We start from the raw sequence: 23,473 nt of genomic DNA, 5'->3' as shown, positions 1-23,473 counted from the left end.
GAGCGCGTTTGGCAACCCGCGGCATCGCCAGCAGAGGGGCGACGAGCGCTTGCATCGGCATTAAGAACCATCCTGAGCGCGGCGTCTCAGTGGGGGTATTTTCGGGCATTGCTTACCAGCGTCTCGCGGATCAATCAGACAACCACCTTCTTGTCATTTTCTGCAACGAGCGCAACTGAAATAATCGGAAAGTAAGGTCTCCCGCACCGCTTTATCTATCAGAAGTAGGTAGCTTAATGTCTTATTCCCCTACGGCGGATTACCTTCTCGGCCGTCATAAACAGGATGCTTATGTCGAAGCCGAACGAGCGACGTTCGAGATATTCGACATCGAATTTTACCTTCTCCGGAATCGGCAATTCGTCCCGCCCATTGATCTGCGCCCATCCCGTCAATCCGGGCAGGAGCTTGTCGACTCCATGGGCTGTCCGCAACTCTATCAGATCATGCTGATTGTAGAGTGCCGGGCGCGGGCCGACGAAACTCATCTTCCCTTCGAGAATGCACCAGAGCTGCGGCAGTTCGTCGAGGCTGGATTTGCGGAGAAACGAGCCGATGGGTGTCAGAAACCGATCCGGATTTTCGAGCAGATGCGTGGCAACTGTCGGTGTGTCGACGCGCATGCTGCGAAATTTGGGCATCAGGAAGATCTGATTGAAACGGCCGACACGTTTTGACCAATAGAGGATCGGTCCCGGAGAGGTGAGACGAACACAAAGAGCGACGACAAGGATTGGAACAAGCAGGATCGCCGCCGCAATCAAAGCCAAGAAAAAATCCACCGCCCGTTTCAAACCCATGCTCCGCAGTTCTTCCGCCTCACCGACCGACCATCCGCCATTCGCGCTATCGCGTTGCCGTATCGTCAAAAAGCGTTTCGCGTCAACTGCAGGGATGTAGTGTTTTTTCCATGGATCGGCTTGGTCGATCATCCCCTGCGGGGGCTCTTCCGTCTCTCAAAATTTTCTCGGCCCTAACCCCCTGATCCGAAAGCGAGAAGCCGCCAACCAGAAACTATTTCAGCCTTTATTTCCGTTACACTCTGTTAACCATAATCGTTCGTGTCGGCAGACCGTGAAGCGGGCAGCCGGCATCACAACGCCGATGGCTTAATGTCGCTGCTGCCTTCACAAAGCCTGCTTGCGTTTAGAAGCCCCCAACCGAACACCGGGTCTTTCCCTGGCTTCCCAATGTCGTCGGTAAATTGCCTTATCTTTGCCTCCAGACTTTCAAGCGACATATCAGGATCGCCAGCGATCAGCACCGAGACCGCCGCCGTGATGAAGGGCGCAGCGAAGGATGTGCCGGTTTTTTGTCGGGCGCCGGAGATGGACGCCGCAGTCCAGACCCCCACGCCAGGAGCGGCAATGTCAATATAATCGCCACGCACGGCTCGGCGATAAGGGTTGCGCCCCCTGTCAACTGCCGTCACGGCAATCACGTCGTCATAGGCCGCAGGGTAAACAGGCTTTGCGTTCGGGCCATCATTGCCGGCGGCGGCCACCAGGATCATCCCGCTTTCGGTCGCCGCTTTCACGGATTTTTCGAGCACCGCGTTCGCCGGGCCGGTCAAGCTCAGGTTGACGACCTTGACGTCGCGCTGAACGAGCATATCCAGCGCCCGCACGAGGTCGTAAATGTTGGCGATATCCGCAGATTTTCCGGGTCGCTGAAAGGCATCGACGGCGATGAGTTCCGCCCCAGGCAGGAGGCCGGGGACGCGGCTGTCCGATGCACCGATCAAAAGGGCAGCAACGGCAGTACCATGCTGCGCGCCCGATTTTGTCGCCTCCCCTTCGCTGAGGCGAATGACCTCCAACCGCGTATTCGTCAGGGTCATATGATCGATATTGATCGCCGTGTCGATGAGACCGATGCGGGGCGGCTTGGCGCATCGGGTGACCTCACTGGTCGGCCACCCGACGATCTCGCGGACGAGTGCGCACCCCTCCCCCGAGCAGCCTGCCTTGTTCTCCGATTGCGGCTGGTAGAAATGGTTGAGATCGACCACGGCCGTCGCACTGCGGGCCACGACGGCAGCGCGCGCCGAATCGAGCGTCATGCCCGCCGGCACGATGAGCCTCACCATTTCGCCGCCGATGAGCGAAACCTGGATGCGATCATCAACGGCAAAGCCCTCCTGGGTCAATCCGGCAATCGCCTCTTCTTCAAGACCAATCGCGACGAGCTCGTTAGGCGCCTGTTCCGGCGTTGGGGCTGGGCGGCGCATGGGTATACGACGCTCGCGAGATGGCCAGCGAAAGAGCGAGCGTAGATCATGGAAGCCGCCTCCGCCCCGATGGTATGCGGGATTGTCGCGGTCTCCACCGCGGCCGTTATCGTCGCCACCACCACTGCCGCCGTCATCGTCATCTCCATCATCGTCATCGGCAAGCGCAGCGGGAATGGTGAACCCGGCGTCACCCGACGGTAGGGGCAGAACAGTAAGTACCCCGCCGATAGTTGCAGCAGCGAGGAGGCGCAATGACTTAATCTTGACGGTAAGCAGCATGGTCGGTCTCCTGCGGCAGTTTCCGATTGGCTTCTCAGATCGAGAAGCCACTTTCGATCAAACTATCCCGAGAATACGTTTGACTCGACAGCTTATTCCCTCGCGTGCGAAAAAGCGGAATGACCAACGACACGCAGACAGTACCCGAACGGCTGGTTGCCTTCCTGCCGAACCTCAGGCGTTTTGCGATCTCGCTGTGCCGTTCCCGGGAATTGGCAGACGACCTTGTGCAGATGGCCTGTGAGCGCGCTATCCTGGCAGCCGACAGCTTTGTACCCGGCAGCCGGTTCGATGCCTGGATGTTCCGCATTCTGCGCAATTTGTGGATCGACCACCTGCGCCGCCAGAAAACGGCTGGCCCCCAAGGCGATCTGGAGGATGCGCGCGATGTGTCGATTCCGTCCGGCGAGGCTGCATCGCTTGCGCGCATGGATCTGCTCGAAGTGACCGCCGCCCTCCAAAAGCTGCCGGCCGAACAGCGGGAAGTGCTGGTGCTTGTCTGCGTTGAGGAGTTCAGTTACCGCGATGCCGCCGAGGTTCTCGCTATCCCGATCGGCACGGTGATGAGCAGGCTTGCCCGCGCACGGAAAAATCTGATGGAACTGACGGGAATAAGTTTTGGCGAGAGCCGTTCGCCCGATACGAAAGGCGGCGTTCTATGAGCAGGAAAGATTTTGACGATGAAACATTGATGGCATTTGCCGATGGCGAACTGGACGAGACGCAAAGCCGCGCGCTGGAAGAGGCGCTTGCTGACAACGAGGCGCTCTGCGAACGCCTCGCCGTCTTCCTCGACAGCCGCCGGTTGGTGGGTGATGCGCTGAAACCCCTGATCGACGAGCCGGTGCCTGAGGCGTTGCTTGCTTCGGTCCGCAGGATGGCGGATGAGGCACGGCGCCAAACGCCGCAGGATAACGTCGTTTCCTTCCGTCCAAAACAACAGCAGCAGACGATGCGGCGCTGGCTCGTGCCGGTGGCGGCAAGTCTTGTGGCGATCGTGACCGGCATTGTCGGTTTTGCGCTGGGCCGCATAAACCCGTCTGCATCGAATTCCGGCGCAGAGATCGCCGCTGTCCTCGACCGCGAGGTGTCTGGTCGGGACGTGACGCTGCCTTTCCCGGACACGGTGCTGCATGTCGTCGCCTCATTCCGCGACGAACGCGGCGAACTCTGCCGCGAATATGAGCTGAAGCAGCCGAAAAGCAGCACGCTCACCGTTGCTTGCCGGCAGAACGGCGCCTGGGCGACGCGGCTCGCACTAACATCTGCGAAAGCCGACGGATACGTACCTGCCTCGTCACAGGAGACGATCGACGCCTATCTGGCCTCGATCCAGGCGGGGGCACCACTTTCGCCTGAGGAAGAGCGAAAGGTTCTGGCCCCCGAATAAATATTTGCCATCATCAGGAATAAGTCTTTCCGGGCGCCGTTCTTCCCGCATCGATTGATGGGAGAACAGCGATGACAATGGCCTTTCTGAATAAACCGCAGCCCCGATTGACATTTCTCTGCCGCAAGGAGGACGAGGGGGTTATCCCCGCTCCCGTGCGCGCCAAGACGGCGCTGCCCGACTGGTTCCGCAGGCTGCCTGCCGTCGATGAGGCACATGTCTCATCCAACAACAGCGGCTTGACCGTGAAGCGTTGCATGCCCTTCCTCGACGCGATGGCGACGGGCTGGGTGATCGGGCTGGCGGCAAGCGTACGCATGGAAATCTCCGACGATGGCAAAACGGTCGATTGCGGTTGGGATTTCGACCGCACGCTCATCAGCAACCATGCCAGCCATCAGGTCGCTGGCAATCCGCGCGAGCCGTTACCGCCGTGCAAGTTCCACAATTATTGGACCATCCGCACGCCGCCCGGCTGGAGCTGCCTGTTCGTGCCGCCGCTCAATCGACCGAACGGCGCCTTCGAGGTCGTTGCCGGGGTCGTGGATACCGACACCTACCAGTCGGAAATCCATTTCCCGTTCTTCGCCACCGGTGAGGACGGCCTGCATGTGCTGGAGCGCGGCACACCGATTGTCCAGGTCATTCCATTCCTCCGCGACGCATCCGACCTCGACGCCGACATCCGCACGGAAAACCCGGAGGAAGGCACCGTTCGTAAGACGATCCTGCGCAAGACACTCGCATCGGACGGCTGGTACCGCCGCTTCGCCCGCGCGCAGCGATAGTTTTTTGACACGGATTTTCCGGTTCGCCGTCGCTGCCCATCGCAGCGGCGGTGCTTCCGCGTGTGTTGCAGATTCAAATTATCCTATTGAAAATATTTTAGTTTTTTGAGGAATAACCATCGCTCACCGCCGTTTCTCCCTCGCAGCCAAGGAGGCTGTCACTCAAAGGAGAAACGTCATGAAGAAGTTCGTCGCAATCCTGAGCGCGTTCCTGGTGGTCGGTGCCGCGGCACCCGCGCCCGCCCTCGCCGATGACCCGGTCACACGCCTTTTGCAGAAGATGACGCAAAGCAACAAGGCGAGCCACGCCCGCTATAACCGCGACCGGGACGATGACCGGCGCAGCAGCTGGAGCTCGAACCGCAATTCCAACAGTTCGTCGAACTCCTCCCGGAATTCCAACTCGAATTCCAATTCCAATTCGAGCTCAAACAGCAGCTCCAACTCGTCGAGCAACTCCTACTCGAACAGTTCATCCAACTCTTCGAGCAATTCGAACTCGAATTCTTCCTCCAATTCTTCGTCAAATTCGTCCTCCGACGACGACTGAGGCTCAGTCTGAAACCCGAAAGGAGGGCGATCGTGGCCCTATATGCAATCGCCCCTCTGGACCCCCACGCCAACCGGCGCGGGGAACCCTCTACGGCAGCCGAGCGCACCGTGCCGCTTGCCCGCGTCAAGCAGATCGTCGCGGCGATCGTGCTCGCCTTCAGCGCCGTGCTGATCTTCCTGGCGATCGACGACCTCACCCTGAGGATGCGGCTGACACTCGCCGTCTTCGTCGCAACGATCACAGCCTGGACCATCCTCGACCTGCCGGACACGCCCGTGGCGCTCGCCGCCGCCGCTGTTCTGCCGGTCGTCGGCGCGATTGACGAGGATGTGCTTTACCGCTCGCTCGGCAATGATATTGTTTGGCTGATGCTGGCGGCCTTCGTTGTGGCCGGCGTGCTGCGTCAGGTCGGCGTAATCGAACAAATTATCCGTCGGCTGCTCGCCCGGTTCGCCACCGTGCGAGGCTTGTTCTGGGCGCTGACGCTCTTGATCTTCGCCACCGCCTTCATCATCCCCTCGACCTCGGCGCGCGCCGCCATGCTGGCACCGGTCTATCTTGGTCTCGCCACCGCGATCGGCAATACGCGGGTCAACCGGGCGCTCGCGCTGCTCTTTCCCTCGGTCATCCTGCTCTCCGCCGGCGCTTCGCTGATCGGCGCTGGTGCCCACCTTGTCGCGGCCGGGATGATGGAGCGCCTGCAGGAGAAAGGGCCCGATTTCCTGGGCTGGATCGCGCTTGCCGGACCCTTTTCGCTGCTATGCTCGCTGCTCGCCTGCGCCGTGCTGCTGCGTCTTTTTCTTACCCGCGAGGAGCGAGCGATAGCGATCGCCGAGCGCGACGCCGACGAGGCCCCGACCCCTTTGACACGCCAGCAATGGACCGTGCTCGCCGTGACCGGCGCGATGATCCTGCTCTTTGCAGCGCAGCCCATGCACGGCATCGGCATGCCGCTCATCGGCATCGCCGCTGCCCTGCTGTTGGCGAACCAAAAGGTCTCCGGCCTACCGCTGAAGGCGGCGCTCAAGAGCGTGGAATGGAACCTCCTGCTCTTCCTCGCCGGCACGCTCGTCATCGGCGAGGCGCTGTTGGAGACCGGCACCGCCAAAGTGCTGGCCGAGCGGATGGTCGACCTTGCCGGAAACAGCATCGCGGCATCGCCCGCACCCCTGGTCTTTTTCGCTGCCGTAGTCGCGACACTTTCCCACCTCGTCATCACCTCGCGCACGGCGCGGGCAACCATTCTCATACCTGCGCTTGCCCTGCCGGTCGCAGCCCTCGGTGTTGACCCGCTCAATCTCGTCATGGTCGTTACGTTGGCGAGCGGCTTTTGCCAAACGCTGATGGTCTCCGCTAAACCGGTAGCGCTATTCGGCGCGATGGATCCGCCCCCCTTCGGACAGGCCGACCTGTTCCGGCTCGCCGGTTGGCTGATCGTGCCCTTCGTCGTGCTACTGGCCGTCTTCGCCACACTCGTCTGGCCGCTGCAGGGCCTGCCTCTGTACTGAACAGTACGGATAGACAAAAGGGAAAGACCGCTGCGTGCGGTCTTTTTATTTAGTCGGCTAATTTATTTTTATGATGCTGGAATAGCCTCGGGGCTGTCCCGTTCCTCCCCTGTCACATCATTGTCATAGTAGAAAGGAACATTCCATGTCGTTCACGGTTCTCGTCGCGCCCTCCGGTTTCAAGGAAAGTCTGTCGGCAGATCAGGCGGCGGATTGCATCGAAAGTGGCGTTCTGCGCGCCTTTCCCAGCCTTACCGTCATCAAAACGCCTATGGTCGATGGCGGCGAGGGTTTCACCAAGGCGCTCATCAAGGCGACCGGCGGTACGCTTCACCAGCTGACGGTGAGCGGCCCGGTCAACGACCCAGTCGAGGCGCATTTCGGCTTCCTCGGCGGCAGCGACGAGCCGACCGCCGTCATCGAGATGGCTGCGGCCGCCGGGCTCAGCCTCGTACCGCGCGACCAGCGCAATCCCTGCGTGACGACGAGTTATGGCGTTGGCGAACTGGTGCGTGCCGCGCTCGACCGAGGTGCACGCCGCGTCCTTCTCGGCTGTGGCGATAGCGGCATCAACGATGGCGGCGCCGGCATGGCCGAAGCGCTCGGCATCCGTCTCCTCGACCAGGACGGCAATCGCCTGCCCCACGGCGGCGCAGCTCTTTCCCGCCTCGCCGCCATTGATATGAGCGGCCGAGATCCTCGTCTTGAAGGCGTGCGCATCGATGCTGCCGTCAACTGGCACAATGTCCTCCTCGGTGAACGCGGAGTTGCGCGCATTTTCGGGCCGCAGAAGGGCGCAACGCCGATGCAGGTGGAACTGCTCGCTGCCGCCATGGAGACGTATGCCACGGCGATTCGGTGCACGACCGGCATCGATGTCGGCATGGCGCCCGGGTCCGGCGCCTCCGGCGGACTTGGAGCCGCGATACTCGGCCTCCTCGGCGGCAGATTGCATCCGCGTTACGACATCGTCATGCAGTATCTGGAGCTCGACCGGTTTATCGCGCAGGCTGATTTGGTCATCACCGCGGAGGGCAGCCTTGACGGGCAAACCCCATATGGAAAGGTGCCTGCCGAAGTGGCTGCACGGGCAAAAATTGCCGGAGTGCCCGTCATCGCACTCGCCGGCACCATCGGTAAAGGCGTACGCCTTAATTTCGAGCATGGCATTGATGCCTTTGCGTCGATACTGAGCAGACCCTGCTCGCTGGAAGACGCCATCTTCAGCGCCCCGAAACTACTCTCCCGAGCGGCAGAGGATGCAGTCCGCATGGTCATGGTGGGCATGAAGCTTGGAGCACGATGGCGCCATGTTGCATGACCTTGAGCAAGGGTAAAGGGGACAAAGTTAGCTTCTGCAAGCACCATTTCATCCCGTCTTCGCTCTCATCGGCGAATTGCTGCGGGCAAGGGCCATCAACATCGGCCCGATGGCGAATTCCCCTTTCTCGGCGCGTCGCGTCAGGTCGCGCAGGTAACCGCCGGCGGAGTTGATGTGCCCTGCCCTTTCGAGAACGCAGGCCATGACGGTGGCCGCATTTTCAGGTCCCATGATTTCGCAGGCCTGCTCATAGGCCGATGGGCTGACGCCGAGCATCGAGCGAACGACCACAGCCGCGGCCATCAGCTCGCGCCATGTGCCGACCGAGCCTTGCGGTCCATAGGCTGCGATTTCCGGGCAGGCCTGCAGCACCAGCCCCAGTGGGAAGGATTTGAGCGCGGCGTTGGCAGCGGGGGCAGAACTTGCGGCCGGCACACGCCCGTTCCTCTCTTCATCTTTCTGTATTCGGACTGTCGGTTCGGCTCGACCCGCCGATCGATCGTCCACCGTTGCGCCCTGCTTCTTTTCGGAAGCTGGTTCAAGTTCAGTAATGGAGTGTGGATTTGAATTCTGTATGTGCCGCTCATAATGTTGGGCATTGCCGCTTTGATTTTGAGTTTTAACCTGCATTTCCAACTGATTGATGATTTCTTCGCGCAGCATCTCCAATTCGTCGAGGGCGGCTGCGACCTGTTCGGCGGAAGGCGACCTTGGCAGCCGCCCGACGATCTCACGAAAATGCAGATGAATCCGGCTCCAATCGCCCGCGGCGCCCTCCTCCAATGCCATCTCGATGAGCTTGGCGACATCGCGCCGGCAGAGCGTCAGGCGTTCTCTGAGCCGCTGCAGGTGCAACCGCTCCGCAACCACCTCCGCCGCCAACCGCTCGATTTCCTCAGCGCGCACCAGCAGCGGCGCCAGCGAAAAACCGAATGCCTCGCGAATCTCCCCGCCATGCTCCTTGCGGGCGTAGCGCTTGCCGTTCGGGCTGTCCTTGCGGATCAGCAGCCCGGCCTCGATCAGGGCCGCCAGGTGGCGACGGATCGTCTGCTCCGCCATTCCATGCGCACGTAGCGAGAGCTGTGCATTGGAAGGGAACACCACGAGCCCGTTTTCCTCAGAGAGCTCTCCCTTGGGATAAAAGCTCAGCAAGGCGTTCAGGATAGCGAGCGCCCGGTCGGTGATGCCGAGCAGCGGCTTGGCCTCGCACAGGGCACGATAGAGTTTCCACTTGTCGATAGATTGGCCGGGTTCGATTTCTCGAGCAGCCGCCTGGCTTGCTAACATGCCAAGCGTCATCGGCCGCCGCCCGAAGGGCGTCGTCACATGTCCGCTTTCCATTTTCTTCGCCTTCTTCAAGGCAAAAGATCGCGGCTCACCAAATTCGGTGCCAAAGACTCTTGACTATGATTCGCGGAAATGTGATTCTCTGGGTGTCTAGATCAGAGAGGGCTTCCGCGACGGCAACGTTCGGGGGCCTTTTCTTTTGCTTATTGATCTCCGTTCTTGGTCAAATCCTGCGTCTTCTCGAACGCCTCGTAGAGACGATCCAGATTGCTGGCGATGTAGGCTCCAAAGGCAGACGCCTTCTCCGCCTTCAGCGCGATGGTGAACTGTTTCCCGTCATCCTTGATCTTCGCCTTGACCGCGCCGTCCTTGCGCTGCCAGGCGTGAGCGGCGGGCTGAATCGCCGCTATGGATGAGGCCTGTTGTTGCCTCCTGCTGATGAAGGCAACCAGCATATCGAAGCGGGCATCCGGCTCCGCCGTCCCGAATTCCCCCGATCTGGTGAACTCGATCGCTCGTGCGCCAATGTTTTCGGTTTCGAATTTCACTGACAGATCGTGCCACCGATCACGGCCGGTGGTCTTGGCCGCACCGATCGCGGTCAGGACTTCGGCTGGGATCCGCTTGGTGACGGACAGCATCTTGGAAACCGTCGTCTTGTCGGCGCTGAGCGCGGACATGATCGTTTCCCTGTCGAAGCCCAACGTGTCGAGCTTGTCGGCAAACATGGTCCTCTCGATGAAGGAGAGATCGGCGCGTGCCGAATTCTCCTGGCCCTGCGCAATGACATGGTCGCGGTCGTCGAGTTTCTTGACCACGGCCCGGACAGGTCGGCCGAGTTCCTTGGCGGCCCGCGCGCGACGGTGGCCGAAGGCGATCTGATATCGGCCGTCCTTCTCAGGATGCGGCCGGACGAGGATCGGTGAATCCTGACCGCGCAGCCGGATCGCCTCGACCAATTCGCGAAACTGTTCGTCGGTATGCGCCAGCCGGTCCGTCACGAAGGAATCTTCGATCAGGGCAGGGTCGAGATCAATCACCGTCTCACCGGTCGCCAGCTTTTCCTCGATCGCTTTGGCCGCATCGGCCTTGGCAGCCAGCGCATCGATACTGCGCGTCACGGCGCCGAGAGCGCCGATCCCCTTATAGGTGATCTGCTGCTTCTCGTCCCTGTGGAGCGGTTCGTCCTCATTGTTTACCGCAGTAAACTTCTTGGAATCGTCCATCAGACCCGAAAGGAGATTCTTACGCGCCATCAGCCAGCTCCTCGTCCCAGTTTACCGCAGTAAACTTCTCGGTCATTTCCGCCCCCAAGCCTTGTGGATGAGATCGGCGATCTCGGTGTTGACGGCATCCATCGCCTCCATGGCGCGGTCATAGGTCGCGCGGGTAAACTGGTTCCGCTCGACTTCGTAAAGCGTCTGATTGGTCATCGCCGCATCGGAGATGGCGACGCTGCGCAACATCGGATTGGTAAGCACGTGGTTCTTGAACATCGAACGCATGAAGGCGACCATTTGCGTCTGCGGCCCGTCCTGCGGATCGTAGCGGGTGACGAGATAACGCAGCCAGTCGAGGTTCATGTTGCCGCCGGCGCCTTTCAGTGTGTTGAGCACCTCGCCGAGCATCTGCAGGAATTGGCACATCGACATGACGTCGAGCATCTGAGGATGAACGGTGATCAGAACTGCCGTTGCGCCGCAAATGGCGCTCATGGTCAAAAAGCCAAGCTGGGGAGGGCAGTCTATGATGACCACGTCGTAATCGTCGGCGACTGAGGACAGCGCCTCGTCCAGCCGCGCGAAGAAGACACGTCCATAGTCACCCGCCTTGCCCTGAGCAAGGACGCGCGGCGTATCGTGCTCGAATTCCATCAGCTCGAGATTGCCCGGCACCAGATGAAGGTTCGGGAAATTCGTCGGACGGATGATCTCTCTCAGCGGACGCCGCTGATCGTCATAACGAATCGCGGCGTAGAGCGTCTCATTTTCGTTGACGTCGAACTCCGGCTGAAAACCGTGAATGGCGGAGAGAGAGGCCTGCGGATCGAGGTCGACGGCAAGGACACGGTGACCCGTCAGGGCAAGATGCTGGGCAAGGTGTGCTGCACTCGTCGTCTTGCCGCTACCACCTTTGAAGTTGACGACTGCAACGACCTGCAGATGTTCGTTGCCGCGGCGATGACGCATATAATGCGTTCCGGCGCGGGCATTGTGCTCCAGGAAGCTGCGCATCTCTTCCATTTGCTCCGCCGTATAGGATCGACGGCCCGACGGCGTGACCTGGGGAAGGGCGCCTTTGCCTTCCAGCGACAGGTTGCGAAGATAGCCGCTGGTGACGCCGAGGAAACGCGCCGCCTCGGCAAGCTGAAATTCCCTCAAACCCTTCAATGCACGCGGCGGAAACATCTCGAGCCGATGCTGCTTCAGCTTGTCGGACAGTTCCTGCGCCTGACCAATAATCAGCTGGTCGACATCGGAAATTGCTTTTTCTATCTGCGGTGCCATATTCATGGAAATCTCGAAAATGCGATTTAAAAGCCCTACGTGCTGTGAAACCGCATTTAGCGCCGATTCTGGAGGGGTGGCAAGGCAAATAGGGTTAACAAGACCCTACCGCGAGGTTGTCCAATCTTTTTCAAAGGCTTGAACGTGCCGCCCGGTGCCGCAGTCGGATCAGCAATCGCGCATTCGCCGGCCGAATCGGAAGGCCGCACAACCGGCATCATAGCCGATCGGATACGTCGGAATCGAGATATCGAGCGTGCACAGCTCTTTGAAGTACGCCCGCAATGGGCAAAAGCACCTGGACAGTCAGTGGCTGTTCAGGCCGCGTGGCGAAGAACCGTCTTGATATCTGCCTGGGGGAGGGGCACGGCGCTTCTGTCGAGGTCCTGCTGCAGAGCGCCCAGCGCAAGATCCAGGCGATAGGCGGAGAATTCAGCGCCGAGCTCGGCGCCGTCCCTCATATAGCGATCCAGCAAATGCCAAATCGCAAGCAGGCCCTTTCGGGAAATGCCACTGATTGTCCGGTCGGCTCGCCAGGCGAAACGCTGCGATACCCGCCTATTCTCCGAGCGGAAGGGTGATATCCGCTGCGGAGGCTCCCGATGTCAGACCGCGACTTTCCGCCTGCGCCATCGCCTTCACCAGCGCGATGACCGTTTCGCGGATATTGCTGTCGGCGATCTTTAGAAAGGCGCGATTGAGCACCAATCCCTCTTTCGTTCGCAGGAATTCGGCGACCGGATCCATATTCGCGGATAGATCCAGCCCTTGCAGCGTCAACGGCTCGGAATTCTCCTGTTCGAAGAAGAAGCTCGGCGACGTGTGCAGCACCTCGGCGATCCGCTGCAGCCGGCTCGCGCCGATGCGGTTGATGCCCTTCTCGTATTTTTGAACCTGCTGAAAGGTCACGCCGATCTGCTCGGCAAGCCGTTCCTGGCTCATCCCGAGCAACTGCCGGCGCATTCTGATGCGCGCTCCGACATAGCTGTCTATTGCATTCGCTGTCTTGACATTCATCGCGTGTTTTCAGCCTCGATCGCATTTTCAATCGGCGCAGCTGTAGTATCCCCTGCATGGCTTTTCCATGGTTGTTTTCATATAGCATAGTGGATATGCGACGATCGCGACTGACTGTGATATGAAAGCCCCCGTCCAGAAAGTCGTGAAATCACGCAGAAATCACTCGACGGAAGCGCAAATCGAAGAAAAGCCGTACCAATACGGATAAAACTGGGCTGTAATTGCGTCCCGGCTTACGCTAAATGCTCTTCAGCGACCGTCGCACGAGAGTGTTCCCAGCCCCGATCGCCCGAAAATCCATCGAACAAAAGCGACGTCGCACGGCACCGGCCGTGTCTGTGCAGGAGAAGTATTGATGGCAACCGTTGCCGAGCGCGCGCCCCGTTTCGAAAAAACAACGATGTCCATCCTCGTGGCGGTCAGCTTCTGCCATATGCTGAACGACATCATGCAGTCGCTGCTCGCCTCGCTTTATCCGCTGTTCAAGGCGAATTACGATCTCGATTTTGTGCAGATCGGTCTCCTCACCATGACTTTCCAGGTCACGGCTTCGCTGCTGCAGCCGCTGGTCGGCATCGTCACCGACCGCTGGCCGATGCCCTATTCGCTGCCGGTTGGTATGGCGAGTACCTTTTGCGGCCTCATTCTGCTCGGCAACGCCGGCAGCTTCGAACTGCTGCTGGTTGCCGCTAGCTTAATCGGCTTCGGCTCGGCGGTCTTCCATCCGGAATCTTCGCGCGTTGCCCGTCTTGCCTCCGGCGGTCGCCACGGTTTCGCGCAATCCTTCTTCCAGGTCGGTGGCAATGCCGGCCAGGCGATCGGTCCGCTGCTTGCCGCCTTCATCGTGCTGCCGCTCGGCCAGCACAGCGTCTCCTGGTTCGCCGCCATCGCCATGGTCGGCATGGTCGTGCTGAGTTGGGTCGGCAACTGGTACATCAGCCACAGGCGCCAGAATGCCAGTAAGCCGGCAATAAGCCGGACCCTGCCGCTGCCGCAGAACCGGGTCGTCTGGGCGCTGCTGATTCTCGTGCTGCTGACAGCAACGAAGAATGTCTACATGGCGAGCGTATCGAGCTACTTCACCTTCTATGTCATCGACAGGTTCGAGCTCAGCGTTCAGCAGGCACAGCTAATGCTCTTCCTGTTCCTCGGCTCGGTCGCCGTCGGCACTTTCCTCGGCGGGCCGATCGGTGACCGCTTCGGTGCCCGTTTCGTCATCTGGTTCTCGATCCTCGGCGTCATTCCCTTCGCGCTCCTGCTTCCCTATGCGAACCTTTTCTGGACGGGTATACTCAGCATCGTCATCGGCCTGATCTTCGCTTCGGCCTTCTCGGCAATCGTCGTCTTCGCGCAGGAACTGGTGCCCGGGCGCGTCGGGCTGATTGCCGGGGTCTTCTTCGGCTTCGCATTCGGGGCAGGGGGGCTTGGCGCCGCGCTGCTCGGCGATTTCGCCGATACCCATGGCATCGATTTCGTCTACCGCATCTGCTCCTATTTGCCGCTGCTCGGTCTCCTGACGGTCTTCCTGCCGCGTATTCCCAAGCAGAAATCCGTGTGAGACGACATCGCTTACGGACAATCGATAGAGCCGGAATGTCACCGACACTCCGGCTCGATTTCGCACGTTGCCGTCGCCCACAGGCCCGAACGTATTTTTCTCCTCCTATGGGGAAGAGGGATCACCATTCCTTTAATCCACTATTTTTATAGATAATATTCGTCCAATAATGACGTCGGTCCCGGCACGATATTGGAAGGAAATGGCATGTCTGCTCCCAAACTGGTCGGCCTTGCGGGTAGTTTCAACCGCCCGTCGAAGACCTTTGCGCTTGTTGAAAACGTTGCTGGTCTCGCCGCCGAGAAATACGGCTTCGACAACACCATCTACGATCTGACCGATGTCGGCCCCTCGCTTGGCCAGGCGCTGCGCCGTGACGACCTCGACAGCCGTGCCAGGGAAGTCATCGACGACATCGTCAATGCCGATGTGCTGGTCATCGGAGCGCCGACTTACAAGGGCAGCTATCCCGGCCTCTTCAAGCATCTGATCGACTTTATCGACCCGCATGAGCTGCGCGCCAAGCCGATCATCATCACCGCGACCGGCGGCGGCGACCGCCATGCGCTGATGGTCGAGCACCAGCTCCGCCCGCTCTTCGGTTTTTTCATGTCGCACACGCTGCCGACCGCGGTTTACGCGTCCGACCGCGACTTCACCGATTACCGTGTCTCATCCGATCCGCTTTCCAAGCGGATCGGCGAGGTCATCGGCGAGCTCGAGGCGTTCTTTCCTGTGCGAAATCACGCCCTAATTGCTGCCGAATGAGGAATGCCGGAATGAGCTTGAGACGGCACCGAGGAGGCGCCGTTTTCAGTTTTGGAGCATGCTCTCAAGCCGCAATTAATCCATAAATTTGGTGGAAATTTATCCTGCCGATATCGATGGCAGGGCAAGAGTTTTTCCGGCCCTTCCTCCACATCAGACATTCGTGCTTCGCTCCCGATCCGCGCATTTGCCATGATCGGTCTGCTCGGGGCGTTCGGCCTCATTCAGTCAGACGGGATATACAATGACCAAGAACAAAAATCTTCACGGCTTCCACCTTTCGCGCCGTGCGGCTCTTGCCGCCGTCGCCATTTCGGCGGCCGCAGCCTTTTCCTTTGCAGCACCCGCTCCTTCCCATGCCGAGGACAAATCGATCAAGGTCGGCATCATGGCCGGCGAGGAGGAGGACATCTGGCGCGTGGTCGCGAGCGAAGCGGGCAAGAAGGGTCTCAAGATCGAAACCGTCATCTTCAACGACTACACCCAGCCGAATGAAGCGCTGGAGCGCGGCGAAATCGATGCCAACGCCTTCCAGCACCAGCCCTATCTCGACAACCAGATCCAGCAGCACGGCTATCACATCGTTCGCGTCGGTTATACCGGGGTCTGGCCGATCGGCCTTTACACCAAGAAATACAAGTCCGTCGCAGAGATCCCGGAAGGTGCCGTCATCGGCGTGCCGAACGATCCCTCGAACGAAGGCCGTGCGTTGCGCGTTCTCCAGAGCGAAGGACTGATCAAACTGAAGGAAGGCACCGGTATTCTCGCGACCGTCGCCGACGTCACCGACAATCCGAAGAAGATCGAGATCAAGGAACTCGACGCCGGCATCGTCGGCCGTTCGATCGACGATCTGGATGCCGGCATCGTCAACACCGACTGGGCGCTGAAGAGCGGTCTTTCGCCGGCCGAACGCATTGCCCAGGAGCCGATCACTGATAATCCATACCGTAACTTCATCGCCGTCAAGGACGACAACAAGGATGCCGAATGGGTCAAGACGCTTGTGTCTTCTTATCAGAACGACACCGTCAAGGCCGAATTCGACAAGGTCTACAAGGGCACCGGTCTCAGCGCCTATTGATCAGAGGCAGGGCTGGGGTTAGCCTTTCCGGGTTAGATTGAAGCATTCTGCCGGAGCAGGTTTTCGTCAGGGCAAAGGCGATTGGCGAAGGGCATACCCCTTGGTACGTCCGAACCGATCGCCTTTGCCCTGGCGGAAAGATGCCCGGCCCTTCGGGTTGGCTGAAACGGGCCGGCTGATCGACCGGCCGGCTTGGCCGTAGAGCTTGGCTACGACGCGCGCCGGCCGGTCGACCATCCGACTCCGTTTGAGCCAACAGAATGCTGCAATCTAACCCGGAAAGGCTCTAAGGCCTGCCGAGAAGCGGTCCGGGCGTTCTCTGCCCGGACCGCCTTCAGTATTTGTAAGGAAAAACACATGAATTCCCTTGTTTCCACCACGGCGATCGAGGCACAGTCGCAAGCCGCGGCTTCCGAAGAGGTGGTGAGACTGGCCGACGTGAAACGGCGGTTCGGAGCCACTGCAGCCCTCGACGGTATTTCGCTGACGGTGAAGAGAGGCGAGATTCTCGGCATCATCGGCCGCAGCGGCGCCGGCAAATCGACGCTGATCCGCTGCCTGAACGGCCTGGAGCGCGCCGATAGCGGCGAGATCCTTATCGAAGGCCGAGACATCACCGGACTTTCAGAACAGGAATTGCAGCCGCTGCGCCGCCGCATCGGCATGATCTTCCAGCATTTCAATCTGCTTTCTGCCAAAACAGTCGAGGAAAACGTCGGCCTACCTCTGAAGATCGAGGGTCTTGCAAAGAGCGAGCGCCTGAAACGGGCGAATGAGTTGCTCGAACTCGTCGGCCTTGCAGACAAGGCGAAGGCTTATCCCGCATCGCTATCCGGCGGCCAGAAACAACGCGTCGGCATCGCCCGGGCGCTGGCGGCACGCCCCGCACTGCTGTTGTCCGACGAGGCGACATCGGCGCTCGATCCGGAAACCACCCGGTCGATCCTGGCATTGCTGAAGGACATCAACCGTAAGCTCGGACTGACCATTCTGCTCATCACCCACGAGATGGAAGTGGTACGCGGCATTGCCGATCGCGTCGCGGTCATCGATGCCGGGCGCATCGTCGAGGAAGGACAGGTCTGGTCGGTCTTCGCCAATCCGCAGGCTGAAATCACCGGGAGCCTGCTTGGCGGCATCCGCCCGCAGCTTCCTGAGCATATCGCCAGCCGGCTGTCGGCGACGGCGGGCAGCGAAGCGATCCTCAGCGTCGATCTCGCCGGGCCACAGGCGCAGGGCGCGCTATTTGCCGAACTCTCGGCAGCATTGCCGCATTCCTTCCGCCTCGTCCATGGCGGCATCGACCATATCCAGAACCAGCCGGTGGCGCGGTTCTTCATCGCCGTTCCCGCGCGCGACCCCGCGCTTGCCGGAAAGGTCGAACAATTCCTGACGGCCCGGTCCGCCCGGGTGGAGGTGCTTGGTTATGACACCGATCATGCTTGAACTGCTTATTCGCTCCCTTTGGGAGACGATCCTGATGACCCTCGCCTCGGGAGTGATCTCGCTCGTCGCCGGCCTGCCACTCGGCCTTGCCCTGGTTGCGACGGCGCGCGGCGGCATCGCCGAAAACCTCTGGATCAATCGCGTGCTCGGCGCAGTCATCAACGGCTTTCGCTCAGTGCCTTTCATCATACTGCTGGTGGCGCTGATCCCGCTGACGCGGCTGATCGTCGGCACCGCGCTCGGCACCTGGGCGGCCATCGTGCCGCTCGCCATCGCTGCAACGCCCTACTACGCCCGTATCGCCGAAGTATCGCTGCGCGAGGTCGACCGCGGGCTGATCGATGCCGTGCGTGCCATGGGCGGCAATCGCTGGACGATCATCCGCGAGGTGCTGGTGCCTGAAGCGCTGCCGGGCATCGTCGCCGGTTTCACCGTCACGCTGGTAACGCTGATCGGCGCCTCGGCCATGGCCGGCGCGATCGGCGCCGGCGGCCTCGGCGACCTCGCCATCCGCTATGGCTATCAGCGTTTCGAAACCAGTGTGATGGTCGCAGTGGTGGCCGTGCTCATCGTGCTCGTCTGCGGCATCCAGTGGCTTGGCGACCGGCTGGTCGCTAAGCTGGACCACCGATAAATCAGCGCCGGAACTGGGCGGCGGGATGAGCGGCGGGCAACCTGCCGTTCCCGCCGCCGAAAAGCTTCTGCCGCAAGGGTCCTGCAGCATAGTCCGCCTTGAACACGCCGCGCTCCTGCAACACCGGCACCACCATGTCGACGAAATCGCGCAGGCTTTCCGGCGCCACTGTCCGCGCCAGATTGAAGCCGTCGATGCCACCCTCTTTTATCCATGTCGCGAGACGATCGGCGATCTGTTCCGGCGAACCCACTATCGGCTTCATCCGGCTGCCGAGCACCATCTGGTCGATGATGTCACGCAGCGTCACCGGCTTTGGCGCCTGTTTCGTGATGGCCGCAAGTGCGGATTGATTGGCGTTGGTCGAGCTCTGGTCGATGACGTCGTCCAATCCATACTTCGAAAAGTCGATGCCTGTCGAAGCGGAGTAATGCGCAAGCGAAGCCTCGACGCTCGCATGGCGGCGGTACTCCTCCAGTCTGTCCCGTGCTTCCTTCTCCGTCCGCCCGACGACAACGGTGATCAGGCTCAGGATCTTCAATGCGTCGGCGCCGCGGCCGAATTCCGTCGCCTTCGCCCGCAGCGCATCGACGGTCGGCTTGGCCGCCTTGGGATTCGGCCCGGCAAATGAAGACGCATTCGGCGTGGCGTGCGGCGAAATCCTGCCCGCGTGCCGAGGCGCCGGCCTGGAAGAGCAGGGGCGTGCGCTGCGGCGAGGGCTCGGAAAGATGGATGCCTTCCATCCGGTAATATTTGCCGTCGTGACGGACAGAGCGCACTTTGGAGGGATCGGCATAGACGCCGCCCGCCTTGTCGCGCACCACTGCATCGTCGTCCCAACTCCCTTCCCAGAGCTTGTAGAGAATTTCGAGATATTCTTCGGCTGCGTCGTAACGCGCATCATGTTCCGGCAGCTTGTCGAAACCCATGCTGCGAGCCGCACTGTCGAGATAACCGGTGACGATGTTCCAGCCGATCCGTCCCTTGGTCAGGTGGTCGAGCGTCGACATGCGCCGCGCCAGCAGGAAGGGTGGCTCATAGGTGGTGTTGACGGTCACGCCGAAACCCAGATGTTTCGTGACATAGGCCATCGCCGAAATCGGGATCATCGGATCATTGACCGGGATCTGCGCGCCCGTCTCGATGACAGGCGACGGGCTGCCCCTTTGGACATCGTAGACACCGACGATGTCGGCCAGGAAAATGCCGTCCAGCTTGCCGCGTTCGGCGGTCTTGGCAAACTCCGTCCAGTAGTCGAGATCGGTATACTGCGTTGAGCGGTCGCGCGGATGCGTCCACAGACCGTGGTTGATGTGCCCGACGCAGTTCATGTCGAAGGCATAGATCTGCATTGTCTTCATGAGGCGGTTCCCAAAGCCGGCAATAGAAATCAAGGATTTGCCGCATTAATTATCCTGGAGCATGATGCCGAAAAGTCTAAGCGGTTTTCGGACGACATCATGCTCTAACTATATAATGTAGAACAGGATTCAGATTTTAGCCGGCTCGGCCTAAAATCATCCTGTTCGGGCTCTATCGCACGAGGAGCCTGTGAAATGGTAGGGTGGGGATGAAAAAAGCCGGAGGAACCGCATGACGAAGAAGACGCTGTCGGATTGGGTGGAGCTTGCGCAAAAGGAACTGCGCACCTCGCCCGAGAAGCTGACCTGGCAGACGCCGGAAGGTATTGCCGTCAAGCCGCTCTATACGGCCGAGGATCTCGATGGCGCCGGGCACCTTGGTTCGCTTCCCGGCTTTTCGCCTTTCACCCGCGGCCCACGGGCGACGATGTATGCCGGCCGGCCTTGGACGATTCGCCAATATGCCGGCTTCTCGACGGCAGAGGAATCCAACGCCTTTTATCGCCGCAATCTGGCCGCTGGCCAGAAGGGCCTGTCGGTCGCCTTCGATCTTGCCACCCACCGCGGTTATGACAGCGATCATCCGCGCGTCGAGGGCGATGTCGGCAAGGCGGGTGTGGCAATCGACAGCGTCGAGGACATGAAGATCCTGTTCGACGGCATTCCGCTCGGCGAAATGTCGGTATCGATGACCATGAACGGCGCCGTCATCCCGATCCTCGCCTCCTTCATCGTGGCCGGCGAGGAGCAGGGCGTTCCACGAGCCGACCTTTCGGGAACCATCCAAAACGACATCCTCAAGGAGTTCATGGTCCGCAACACCTATATCTATCCGCCCGAACCCTCGATGCGGATCGTTGCCGACATCATCGAATATACGGCCAAGGAGATGCCGAAATTCAATTCGATCTCGATCTCCGGCTATCACATGCAGGAGGCCGGCGCGACGCTGGTGCAGGAACTTGCCTTCACGTTGGCCGACGGTCGCGAATATGTCAGGGCGGCGATTGCCAAGGGCCTCAATGTCGATGATTTCGCTGGCAGGCTCTCCTTCTTCTTCGCGATCGGCATGAACTTCTTCATGGAGGCGGCGAAACTTCGCGCCGCCCGCCTGCTCTGGACCCGCATCATGGAGGAGTTTGAGCCGAAGAAGGCCTCGTCGCTGATGCTGCGCACCCATTGCCAGACCTCCGGCGTCTCGCTGCAGGAACAGGACCCCTATAACAACATCATCCGCACCGCTTTCGAGGCGATGTCGGCCGTGCTCGGCGGCACGCAGTCGCTGCATACCAACTCCTTCGACGAGGCGATCGCGCTGCCGACGGAATTTTCCGCCCGCATCGCCCGCAACACGCAATTGATCTTGAGCCACGAAACCGGCGTCACCAAGGTGGTCGATCCGCTGGCGGGCTCCTATTACGTCGAGAGCCTGACGAAGGAGCTTGCCGACAAAGCCTGGGCACTGATCGAGGAGGTGGAAGCGCTCGGCGGCATGACGAAGGCCGTCAATGACGGCCTGCCGAAGCGGTTGATCGAGGAAGCGGCTGCGCGCCGCCAGGCAGCCGTCGACAAGGGCGAGGAGGTCATCGTCGGTGTCAACCGCTACAGGCTCGACAACGAGCAGCCGATCGACATTCTGGAGATCGACAATAGCGCAGTACGCAAAGCGCAAATCAGACGTATCGAGGAAACCAAGCGGCGGCGCGATGGCGGAGCCGTGCGCGAAACGCTGGCGGCCCTGGCAGAGATCGCACAGAGCGGCAAGGGCAACCTGCTGGAAGCCGCCATTGAGGCGGCGCGGGCCCGCGCCACGGTCGGCGAGATATCGGACGCCATGCGCGCTGCCTTCGGCGATCATGCCGCCACGCCTGTGGTGATCAAGGGCGTCTATGGCCAAGCGTATGAAAATGAGCCCGAACTCGCCGTGCTCAAGACCCGCATGATGGAAGTGACGGAAGCCATGGGGCACCGGCCGAAGATCATGGTCGCCAAGCTCGGTCAGGACGGACACGACCGAGGCGCCAAAGTAATCGCTTCGGCCTTCGGCGATATCGGCTTCGATGTGCTCGCCGGTCCCCTCTTCCAGACACCGGAGGAAGCCGCCGGCGTCGCACTCAGCGAAAAGGTCAACGTCGTCGGCGTCTCGTCATTGGCGGCCGGCCACAGGACGCTGCTACCACAGCTGATCGACAGGCTGAGGGAACAGGGCGGTGGCGATATCATCGTCGTCTGCGGCGGCGTCATCCCGCGTCAGGACTATGAATTCCTGCACGAACACGGCGTCGCAGCCGTGTTCGGCCCGGGGACAAACGTTCTCGAGGCGGCAAACTCCGTTCTCGACCTGCTGCAGGGCAGGCGGAGAAACCAGTAGCTTAGCATCTCAGGAAAACGCGAAGCGGTTTTCCGCCCGGAAGTGCGCAAACTCAAAGAGTTAGAGCAGGCCACGCTTTGCGAGGTTGCTCATCAGCGCCGAAATGCCGAAGGTCCAGGGCGGACATTCGGTGGAAAGGCGCACGGTGTTGACGAGGGCGCCGAGGCCTGCCGAGGAAATCTCGACGACATCGCCAATCTTGTGGGTGAAGCCTTGCTTTGGCGCGTCGCGGTCCTGCGTCGGCGCAAACAGCGTGCCGAGGAAAAGCATGAAACCGTCAGGATATTGATGATGGGCGCCGACCGTCTGCTTGACGAGATCGGTCGGGTCGCGGCTGATCTGTGACATCGAACTCTTGCCATGCAGCACGAAACCGTCCTGGCCGGTGACTTTCAGGTCGAGTTCGGCCTTGCGCACGTCATCCAGGCTGTAATCGGCGTCGAACAGGCGGATGAAAGGACCGATCGAGCAGGAGGCGTTGTTATCCTTGGCCTTGCCGAGCAACAGTGCCGAGCGGCCCTCCACGTCGCGCAGGTTGACGTCGTTGCCGAGCGTCGCACCCTTAATTTCGCCGCGGCTATTGACCGCGAGCACGACTTCCGGCTCGGGATTGTTCCAGGTCGAGATCGGATGCAGGCCGACATCGGCACCCCAGCCGACGGAGGAGAGCACCGGCGCCTTGGTGAAGACTTCGGCATCCGGCCCGATGCCCACCTCGAGATATTGCGACCACATGCCTTCGTCGATCAGTGCCTGCTTGACCTTGGCGGCCTCCGGCGAACCGGCCTTCAGATTGGTGAGGCTGCCGCCGATCAGCGTGCTGACGCGCTCGCGGATCGAGGCAGCGCGTTCCGGACTGCCGGCGGCCTTCTCCTCGATGACCCGCTCGATCATCGACTGCGCAAAGGTAACGCCGCAGGCCTTGACTGCCTGCAGGTCGACGGGCGCAAGGAGATACGGGCGCGTTTGATCCGGAGCTCCGGTACTGTTGGCGGCGATGTCCGCCAGCGAGCCAACCGCCCTGCCACTTGCTGCACGGACGAAGGCGGCGGCATCCTGCCGCTCGAGCAGGGCGCTCAGCGTCGGCGCCTCGCGCGACGTGATGTCGACCAGCATACCCTCGCGTAACATCACAATACTCGGTCCCTGCGCTTCGGGATTCCAGATGCGACCGACAAAAAGACCATCCGAAGCGGCGACATCGAGCAGAGGTTGAGACATGGTGATCTTCCGTCACAGGCGAGCGGGGAGCGCTCTTTAAAACGTTGCGGGGTGTTGCCGCCCTCCAACCCGGCGGCGGCCGAAATCGATCACATTCACGGAGATGGGGCAAGATGCGTCGGGGAAAAAGACTTTCGCCCGATC

The 23,473-nt window shown here is 60.6% G+C and carries 20 protein-coding genes and 1 pseudogene; 12 read left to right on the top strand and 9 right to left on the bottom strand.

The window, feature by feature from the left end:
• Positions 1–233: 233 nt before the first annotated feature.
• Entirely contained in the window at positions 234–800 is a 567-nt protein-coding gene (locus tag GFM02_RS28030) for a sugar transferase (RefSeq protein ID WP_168323459.1), read from the bottom strand.
• A 293-nt stretch (positions 801–1,093) separates the two neighbouring features.
• Complete coding sequence (locus GFM02_RS28025; RefSeq protein WP_246792423.1) at positions 1,094–2,512, bottom strand: S8 family serine peptidase; 1,419 nt, start codon at positions 2,510–2,512, stop codon at positions 1,094–1,096.
• A 119-nt stretch (positions 2,513–2,631) separates the two neighbouring features.
• Here GFM02_RS28025 and GFM02_RS28020 point away from each other — a divergent pair, with 119 nt between their 5' ends.
• The 6 genes from GFM02_RS28020 (at position 2,632) to GFM02_RS27995 (ending at position 8,072) form a co-directional block, all read left to right on the top strand.
• Positions 2,632–3,174, top strand: coding sequence for an RNA polymerase sigma factor (locus GFM02_RS28020; RefSeq protein ID WP_168263084.1), 543 nt, complete (start codon positions 2,632–2,634; stop codon positions 3,172–3,174).
• A 29-nt stretch (positions 3,175–3,203) separates the two neighbouring features.
• Positions 3,204–3,902: an anti-sigma factor family protein gene (locus GFM02_RS28015; protein ID WP_246792420.1), complete on the top strand. Its 699-nt coding sequence runs from the start codon at positions 3,204–3,206 to the stop codon at positions 3,900–3,902.
• A gap of 71 nt (positions 3,903–3,973) precedes the next feature.
• Entirely contained in the window at positions 3,974–4,690 is a 717-nt protein-coding gene (locus GFM02_RS28010) for a DUF6065 family protein (protein ID WP_168323452.1), read from the top strand.
• Between the two features lie 178 nt (positions 4,691–4,868).
• Complete coding sequence (locus tag GFM02_RS28005) at positions 4,869–5,240, top strand: hypothetical protein (protein ID WP_168323451.1); 372 nt, start codon at positions 4,869–4,871, stop codon at positions 5,238–5,240.
• 32 nt (positions 5,241–5,272) lie between these two features.
• Positions 5,273–6,751 carry an SLC13 family permease gene (locus GFM02_RS28000; RefSeq protein ID WP_348643998.1) on the top strand — a complete coding sequence of 493 codons (1,479 nt, stop codon included), beginning with the start codon at positions 5,273–5,275 and terminating at the stop codon, positions 6,749–6,751.
• A 145-nt stretch (positions 6,752–6,896) separates the two neighbouring features.
• On the top strand, positions 6,897–8,072 hold the full coding sequence (locus GFM02_RS27995) for a glycerate kinase family protein (RefSeq protein WP_168323450.1): 1,176 nt from the start codon (positions 6,897–6,899) through the stop codon (positions 8,070–8,072).
• Positions 8,073–8,120: 48 nt separating this feature from the next.
• Here the strand turns inward: GFM02_RS27995 and repC are convergent, their stop codons facing one another.
• From repC to GFM02_RS27970, 5 genes are all read right to left on the bottom strand, one after another.
• Positions 8,121–9,413: a plasmid replication protein RepC gene (gene repC, locus GFM02_RS27990; RefSeq protein ID WP_168323449.1), complete on the bottom strand. Its 1,293-nt coding sequence runs from the start codon at positions 9,411–9,413 to the stop codon at positions 8,121–8,123.
• A gap of 149 nt (positions 9,414–9,562) precedes the next feature.
• Positions 9,563–10,615 carry a plasmid partitioning protein RepB gene (repB, locus tag GFM02_RS27985; RefSeq protein WP_131665580.1) on the bottom strand — a complete coding sequence of 351 codons (1,053 nt, stop codon included), beginning with the start codon at positions 10,613–10,615 and terminating at the stop codon, positions 9,563–9,565.
• Between the two features lie 42 nt (positions 10,616–10,657).
• Positions 10,658–11,872: a plasmid partitioning protein RepA gene (gene repA / locus GFM02_RS27980; RefSeq protein WP_020047615.1), complete on the bottom strand. Its 1,215-nt coding sequence runs from the start codon at positions 11,870–11,872 to the stop codon at positions 10,658–10,660.
• A 311-nt stretch (positions 11,873–12,183) separates the two neighbouring features.
• Positions 12,184–12,327 (bottom strand): hypothetical protein, encoded by a 144-nt coding sequence (locus GFM02_RS27975; RefSeq protein WP_205930491.1) that lies wholly within the window; start codon positions 12,325–12,327, stop codon positions 12,184–12,186.
• Between the two features lie 97 nt (positions 12,328–12,424).
• On the bottom strand, positions 12,425–12,883 hold the full coding sequence (locus tag GFM02_RS27970) for a helix-turn-helix domain-containing protein (protein ID WP_020047617.1): 459 nt from the start codon (positions 12,881–12,883) through the stop codon (positions 12,425–12,427).
• 358 nt (positions 12,884–13,241) lie between these two features.
• On the opposite strand from GFM02_RS27970, the gene GFM02_RS27965 reads away from it, so the two are divergent.
• The 5 genes from GFM02_RS27965 (at position 13,242) to GFM02_RS27940 (ending at position 18,376) form a co-directional block, all read left to right on the top strand.
• Positions 13,242–14,444 (top strand): MFS transporter, encoded by a 1,203-nt coding sequence (locus GFM02_RS27965; RefSeq protein WP_168323448.1) that lies wholly within the window; start codon positions 13,242–13,244, stop codon positions 14,442–14,444.
• A 207-nt stretch (positions 14,445–14,651) separates the two neighbouring features.
• Positions 14,652–15,212, top strand: a complete 561-nt coding sequence (gene msuE / locus GFM02_RS27960) for an FMN reductase (protein WP_168323447.1) — start codon at positions 14,652–14,654, stop codon at positions 15,210–15,212.
• Between the two features lie 244 nt (positions 15,213–15,456).
• Positions 15,457–16,296 carry a MetQ/NlpA family lipoprotein gene (locus GFM02_RS27955; RefSeq protein WP_168323446.1) on the top strand — a complete coding sequence of 280 codons (840 nt, stop codon included), beginning with the start codon at positions 15,457–15,459 and terminating at the stop codon, positions 16,294–16,296.
• A gap of 357 nt (positions 16,297–16,653) precedes the next feature.
• On the top strand, positions 16,654–17,742 hold the full coding sequence (locus GFM02_RS27945; RefSeq protein WP_168323445.1) for a methionine ABC transporter ATP-binding protein: 1,089 nt from the start codon (positions 16,654–16,656) through the stop codon (positions 17,740–17,742).
• Positions 17,723–18,376 carry a methionine ABC transporter permease gene (locus GFM02_RS27940; protein WP_168323444.1) on the top strand — a complete coding sequence of 218 codons (654 nt, stop codon included), beginning with the start codon at positions 17,723–17,725 and terminating at the stop codon, positions 18,374–18,376. Before GFM02_RS27945 ends, GFM02_RS27940 begins: the two co-directional genes overlap by 20 nt.
• A 1-nt stretch (position 18,377) precedes the next feature.
• Here the strand turns inward: GFM02_RS27940 and GFM02_RS27935 are convergent.
• A pseudogene (locus GFM02_RS27935) lies at positions 18,378–19,737 on the bottom strand (LLM class flavin-dependent oxidoreductase).
• 232 nt (positions 19,738–19,969) lie between these two features.
• On the opposite strand from GFM02_RS27935, the gene scpA reads away from it, so the two are divergent.
• Positions 19,970–22,108 carry a methylmalonyl-CoA mutase gene (gene scpA, locus GFM02_RS27930; RefSeq protein WP_168323443.1) on the top strand — a complete coding sequence of 713 codons (2,139 nt, stop codon included), beginning with the start codon at positions 19,970–19,972 and terminating at the stop codon, positions 22,106–22,108.
• 60 nt (positions 22,109–22,168) lie between these two features.
• On the opposite strand, the gene GFM02_RS27925 is transcribed toward scpA, so the two are convergent.
• Positions 22,169–23,329 carry a fumarylacetoacetate hydrolase family protein gene (locus GFM02_RS27925; RefSeq protein ID WP_168323442.1) on the bottom strand — a complete coding sequence of 387 codons (1,161 nt, stop codon included), beginning with the start codon at positions 23,327–23,329 and terminating at the stop codon, positions 22,169–22,171.
• Positions 23,330–23,473 lie beyond the last annotated feature (144 nt).

It is taken from the genome of Rhizobium leguminosarum bv. viciae, from assembly GCF_012276115.1.
GTDB lineage: Bacteria > Pseudomonadota > Alphaproteobacteria > Rhizobiales > Rhizobiaceae > Rhizobium > Rhizobium leguminosarum_T.
This window is presented reverse-complemented; position numbering and strand designations above follow the sequence as displayed.